The organism is Pseudonocardia bannensis (assembly GCF_012911875.1).
Classification (GTDB): Bacteria; Actinomycetota; Actinomycetes; order Mycobacteriales; family Pseudonocardiaceae; genus Pseudonocardia; species Pseudonocardia bannensis.
The window spans coordinates 1-5,664 of record NZ_JAAXKZ010000202.1; the positions used below are offsets into that span (position 1 = coordinate 1).

Consider the following 5,664-nt stretch of genomic DNA (forward strand, 5'->3'; position numbering starts at 1 on the left):
GCGGCGGTGGGCGGCTGACCCGCCGCCCACCGCCGCCCCGCGCTCAGCGGCTGGCGACGCGCCGGTAGCGGGCCACCGCCAGCGGCAGGAACACCGCGATGATCACGAGCGACGCCAGCGTCGCGTAGAGCACCGAGTTCTGTGCCGGCCAGGCCTGCGACTCCGGGAAGCCCGGCAGCTGGGTCGGGTTGCCGAACAGCTCGCGCGAGGCCCGCGCCACCGCGCTCACCGGGTTCCACTCCCCGACCGGCTGCAGCCAGCCCGGAAAGCCCTGCACCGAGACGAACGCGCTGGACACGAACGTGAACGGGAACAGCCAGATCAGCCCGGCGCTCTGCGCGACCTCGACGTTGCGCGCGGTCAGTCCGACCAGCACGCCGATCCAGGACATCGCGAAGGAGAACAGCAGCAACAGCGCGAAGCCGGCGAGCGCGTCGAGCACACTGCTGCGGATGCGCCACCCCACGACCAGGCCGGTCAGCGACATCACGACCAGCGTGATGACGCCGACCCCGAGATCTGCCGTGGTGCGGCCCAGGACGACCGCGATCCGGGACATCGGCAGCGACCGGAACCGGTCGATGATGCCCTTCTGCAGGTCGTTGGCCATCCCGATGGTCGTGAAGAAGACGTTGAACGCGACGGTCTGGGCGAAGATGCCGGCGATGAGGAACTCGCGGTAGGCGTCGCCGCCCAGGCTGCCGGCGAACACGAGCGCGAACAGCACCACGAACATGATCGGTTGCACGGTCAGGGCGAGCAGCGCGTCGGGAACCCGCCTCATCCCCACGAGGTTGCGCCAGGTGATGACGCCCCCGTCCCGGATCGCCTGGGTCACCGCGCTCATGCCGCGCCCTCCGTCTTCTGGGTGTCGCCGTCCGCGGCCGGGTGCCCGGTCAGGGTCAGGAACACGTCGTCCAAGGTGGGCCGCTGCATCGCGACGTCGAGCACCTCCACGCCCTCGCCGTCGAACCGGCGCAGCGCCTCGACCAACGCCTTGGTCCCCCCGCTCACCGGCACCGACACCCGGCGCAGGTGATCGTCGACCACCGGCTCACCGGTCCCGACCTCGGCGAGCACGCTGCGGGCGAGATCGACCTGGCCGGACTGCGCCACCACGACCTGCAGCCGCTCCCCGCCGATCTGGGCCTTCAGATCGTCGGCCGTGCCGCTCGCGATGGCGCGGCCGTGGTCGATCACCACGATGCTGTCGGCCAGCTGGTCGGCCTCCTCGAGGTACTGCGTGGTGAGCAGGACGGTGGCGCCGTCGGCGACCAGCTCGGAGATCATCGACCAGGTGTCGAGCCGGCCGCGCGGGTCGAGGCCCGTGGTGGGCTCGTCGAGCACGACCACCGACGGGGCGGCGACCAGTGCCCCCGCGAGGTCGAGCCGCCGGCGCATGCCGCCGGAGTACGTCTTCGACGGCCGCTCCGCCGCCTCGGTCAGCCGGAACCGCTCGAGCAGCTCCCGGGCCCGGGCTTTGGCCGCCGCCCGTTTCAGCCCGTAGAGCCGGCCGACCATGTACAGGTTCTCGAGCCCGGTGAGGTTCTCGTCGACCGCGGCGTACTGGCCGGACAGGCCGATCGCCCGGCGCACCGCCTGCGGCTCCGCGACCACGTCGTGCCCGGCCACCCACGCGCGGCCGGCGTCCGGCCGCAGCAGCGTGGTGAGGATGCGGACCGTCGTGGTCTTCCCCGCACCGTTGGGACCGAGCAGACCGAGCACCGTGCCCGTCGGGATCTCCAGGTCGACGCCGTCGAGGGCGCGGGTGGACCCGAAGCTCTTCCGCAGCCCCTCGACCCGCACGGCCAGTTCACTCATGGCGGCGAGACTAGGCCCGCCCCCTGACAGAAGTCGTCCCATTTCTCCCCCCGCACGCCCCGCCGCCCGCAGCGAACACCGGCCCGGATGACGCGAAGGTGGCCTCCGTGACGCTCGACGTTGCGAAAGCCACCTTCGTGACCCTTGAGGGGGGTGGGGGTTAGAAGAGGAGTTGGGAGGTGGTGTAGATGACCAGGCCGGCGAGGGCGCCGACCACGGTGCCGTTGATGCGGATCCACTGGAGGTCGCGCCCGACCTGCAGCTCGATCTTCCGCGAGGTCTCCTCGGCGTCCCAGCGGGCGACCGTGTCGGTGATCAGTGTGGTGATCTCGCGGCGGTAGTGCCGGACCACGTACCCGGCCGCGTCGGCCAGCCAGCCGTCGATCTTGGAGCGCAGCTCCGGGTCGGCGTTGAGCCGGGCGCCGAGGGAGAGCAGGCCCTCACGCACCCGGCGGCGCAGCTCGCTGGACGGGTCGGCCGCGGCGTCGAGGATCATCCCCTTGACCGTGCCCCACGCCTGCCCGATGAAGTGCTGCACGTCCGGGTGGTCGACGATCTGCTGCTTGACCTGCTCGGCACGCGCGATGGTGGCCGGGTCGCGCTGCAGGTCGCCGGCGAACTCGATGAGGAACGTGTCGACGGCCTTGCGCATCGGGTGCTCGGGGTCGGTCTTGACCGCCCAGGCGAAGTTCTGCACCTCCAGGAACACCTTGTCGGCGACCATCTCGTCGACGAACCGCGGTGTCCAGCTCGGCGCCCGCTCCTGCACGACCCGCAGCACCATGTCGTGGTTCGCGGTCACCCAGTCGTAGGCGCGGTCGCAGACGAGATCGACGAGCCGGTGGTGCGAGCCGTCGGCCAGCACGCCCTCGAGCACCTTGCCCAGCGGCGGGCCCACCGGGCGCTCCAGCAGCTTGCGCACCAGGACCTGCTCGATGACCTCCTGCACGTCCTCGTCGCGAAGCACCGTGACGACGCCGCGGGCGGCGGTGGCCAATTCCGCGGTGACCCGGTCGGCGTTCTCCGGCTGGCCGATCCAGGCGCCCACCCGGGAGGCCACCTGGACCCGTTCGAGCTTGTCGCGGACCACCGCCTCGGACAGGAAGTTCTCTCCGACGAAGTCGCCGAGGCTGCCGCCGATGGTGTCCTTCTTCGTCGGGATGATCGCGGTGTGCGGGATCGGCAGCCGCAGTGGCCGCCGGAACAGCGCGGTGACGGCGAACCAGTCGGCCAGGGCACCGACCATGCCGGCCTCGGCTGCGGCCCGCACGTACCCGGCCCACCCGGGGCCGCCGTTGACCTCCCACCAGCGGGCCAGCAGGAAGATCACGGTGGCGCCCAGCAGGAAGCCGGTCGCCACCAGCTTCATCTTGCGCAGGTCGCGCCGCTTGGCCTCTTCGTCCAGCGGATCGAACGCGCCCAGCGGGACCTGTCCCGGACGGGGACGCGGTGACGGCGGGAGCGCGGCCGGTTGCGACGACGGGACCCGGCCCTGCGTCTGGGAGATCTGCACGAACCCATAGTGCCCGGAGCGCCGGAGCCAGGGTGCGTGGATCGGGCGAGTGGGTGTACCGCCACCGCCGTGGGCGGCGGTGACCGGAAGTGCGGCGCCGGCCGCTCGCAGTCCGGCCTGCCGCGCCCGGAGGCGGGGATCTCCACTGCGAACCGGTAGCCGTGTCACCCCCGGCTCCGGGGCCCCTCGAGGTTGGTTCAGGCCGGAACCGGCGGTGATCCGCCGGTCCCGGCCGAGTCGCTGGTGCGGCTGCACGACGAGGGAGAAGTGCCCCCTCGGGCGCCACACCGAGTGCACCCGGGCCGTCCCCGGCGCGGCACGACGATCCGCGGCAACGGGGAGGCGAGCCGGGTGCGGCTCGCGGTGCCGGCTACTGCGCCGACCGCGGGCCGACGGCGATCGCCGCTGCGGGTCGCTGGGCGCCCGGCCGCTGATCGCCTCCTGCTGCCCGCCACCGAACCGCGTCGGTGACGGCTCCGATGATCACGTCCGCATCCGGCACCCGGTAGCCGGTGAGCGCCGGCGCGACCCGCCAGTGCACCCAGCCGTCGGGACGCTCCGTCGGCGGGGCGAGGACTCCGATGCCGTCGGTGTGCAGCACCACGTCGGTGTACAGGCTCAGCTCGGGGGGCAGGCCGTAACCGGGGCTCATCGGGAACCACCAGGTGCCCTGCGGGGTGGCCGCGACGGGGACGACCAGCCCCCGGTCCCGCAGCTGGGCGCAGGTGTGGCGGCCGAGCTCGGCCGGTACCTCGACGACGTCAAGGACGGTGCCGGTGTCCAGCAGCAGATCGGCGCCCGTTCCTGCGACCAACGGCCACCCGTGGTCGAGGTACTCGCGCGCGGCTGCCCTCAGCTCCGCGCCGTAGACGGCCCGGTAGCTGTCCCACCACGACATCGTCCGACCTCCTCGTAAACGTGTGTTCGTGCTGGTGTTCTGTGTGGTTCAACACCAAGCATGAGGTGTCGGGTACGCACTGTGGAGCCACCAGCGGTGACCGCACGTGACCGCGAGACGAGTGGATCAGAGCCCCTGCGCACGGTCGCCACCCGGCGATGAGCGCGGGGCGACCGGTTCGCGGCCGGGGATCGGCGGCTACTCCATTCGGTGCAGCTGCCGGTCACCGGCGGCTCGGCCGACGAACGGCGCCCGACGGACCCGCCCGTCGTTCATGTCGGGCGGGTGCTGCACACGTTCGCGGAACGGATCGGCAGTCCGCACCGGGTACGGACCCTGCCGCCGGGGTCATCGCTTCCCGACGAGGCCGGGACGTTCGCACGGCGCTCGCAGGTCTACGGCGAGTTCCCGCCGGTGCGCGTCGACGACACCCGTGCCTGTGGGCTCGGGTTCGCGCCGCAGGAGTGGAGGAGGGCCTGCGGCTGACCGCCGAGTGGGTGTCGCGGCAGGCGGGTTGAACGAGCTCGGAAACGCCGGTGCCGGCGATCCCGAAGGGGATCGCCGGCACCGGATCGGCCGCTGGGGCCGGTTGCCTGAGACGGCCTCAGATGGGGCGGACCGTGTCGGCCTGCGGGCCCTTCGCGCCCTGGCTCGCCTCGAAGGAGACGCGCTGGTTCTCCTCCAGGGTGCGGAACCCGTCGGACTGGATGGCCGAGTAGTGGACGAAGACGTCCGGACCGTTGTCGTCGGTGGCGATGAAGCCGAAGCCCTTCTCGGCGTTGAACCACTTGACGGTGCCCTGCGGCATAGCTGTTCTCCCACACGTGAAGCGGATCCGGTCGGCACTGTGCCGACTGGAGGCTGCGTGGGCGCCACCGACGCAGGAGAAACAAGTACTACCGAACGTCCGTGAAGCCCACTGTCACTCTCCACGGACGCTTCACAACGATCGAGGAAGACACGACTGCAACCACGAACAACCTATCACGCAACGGGTGTGGACCAGCACAACCCGACTGTGGGAAGCCGCGGCCGACTCGTTGCGCTATCGTTATCTTCGGTGGTCGGTCACGTGGCAATGGGCTGCGCGAGACCCGAAGCCACCCATGACGTCGCGCTCGTGTTGGCGACAACCTCCCGCCGCGCCGCTGGCGGTTCTCGGATCCTCCCCTCGACCGAAGGTCCCGCATGCCCTCGATCCTGCAGGAACGTCCTCCCCCCACCGCCGCACCGATCACCGACGGGCGCCGCTCGGCGACCGAGCAGGTGTTGGTCGTCGTCTTCATGGCGGTGCCACTGCTCGCCCTCGCGGCCGCCGACCTGCTCGGGGCCGACGCCGTCGCCGTGCTGCCGTCCTGGGAGACGCTGCCGCACGAGCGGCTGTCCCCGCGCCCGGACACGGTCGGCCGTCGGCTGACGATCTTCCGCCGGC

General features: G+C 71.6%; 7 protein-coding genes. 2 read left to right on the forward strand and 5 right to left on the reverse strand.

The window, feature by feature from the left end; translation table 11 throughout:
* Positions 1-43: 43 nt before the first annotated feature.
* The 4 genes from HF519_RS29040 to HF519_RS29055 all read right to left on the reverse strand — a co-directional run bounded on the left by HF519_RS29040 (position 44) and on the right by HF519_RS29055 (position 4,232).
* Positions 44-847 carry an ABC transporter permease gene (locus tag HF519_RS29040; protein WP_169416169.1) on the reverse strand — a complete coding sequence of 268 codons (804 nt, stop codon included), beginning with the start codon at positions 845-847 and terminating at the stop codon, positions 44-46.
* The gene (locus HF519_RS29045; RefSeq protein ID WP_169416170.1) at positions 844-1,821 is read right to left on the reverse strand and encodes an ATP-binding cassette domain-containing protein; all 978 of its coding nucleotides are present in this window, start codon (positions 1,819-1,821) and stop codon (positions 844-846) included. The genes HF519_RS29040 and HF519_RS29045 overlap by 4 nt, the downstream gene beginning before the upstream one ends.
* Positions 1,822-1,981: 160 nt before the next feature.
* The gene (locus HF519_RS29050) at positions 1,982-3,190 is read right to left on the reverse strand and encodes a DUF445 domain-containing protein (protein ID WP_169416173.1); all 1,209 of its coding nucleotides are present in this window, start codon (positions 3,188-3,190) and stop codon (positions 1,982-1,984) included.
* A gap of 514 nt (positions 3,191-3,704) precedes the next feature.
* Entirely contained in the window at positions 3,705-4,232 is a 528-nt protein-coding gene (locus HF519_RS29055; protein WP_169416171.1) for a hypothetical protein, read from the reverse strand.
* Positions 4,233-4,442: 210 nt separating this feature from the next.
* Between HF519_RS29055 and HF519_RS29060 the strand changes: the two genes are divergently transcribed.
* The gene (locus HF519_RS29060; RefSeq protein ID WP_169416172.1) at positions 4,443-4,718 is read left to right on the forward strand and encodes a hypothetical protein; all 276 of its coding nucleotides are present in this window, start codon (positions 4,443-4,445) and stop codon (positions 4,716-4,718) included.
* 118 nt (positions 4,719-4,836) lie between these two features.
* Here the strand turns inward: HF519_RS29060 and HF519_RS29065 are convergent, their stop codons facing one another.
* On the reverse strand, positions 4,837-5,040 hold the full coding sequence (locus tag HF519_RS29065; protein WP_142059975.1) for a cold-shock protein: 204 nt from the start codon (positions 5,038-5,040) through the stop codon (positions 4,837-4,839).
* A 380-nt stretch (positions 5,041-5,420) separates the two neighbouring features.
* Between HF519_RS29065 and HF519_RS29070 the strand changes: the two genes are divergently transcribed.
* Positions 5,421-5,664, forward strand: a 244-nt coding sequence (locus HF519_RS29070) for a hypothetical protein (RefSeq protein ID WP_169416168.1), incomplete at its 3' end; no start/stop codon positions are given.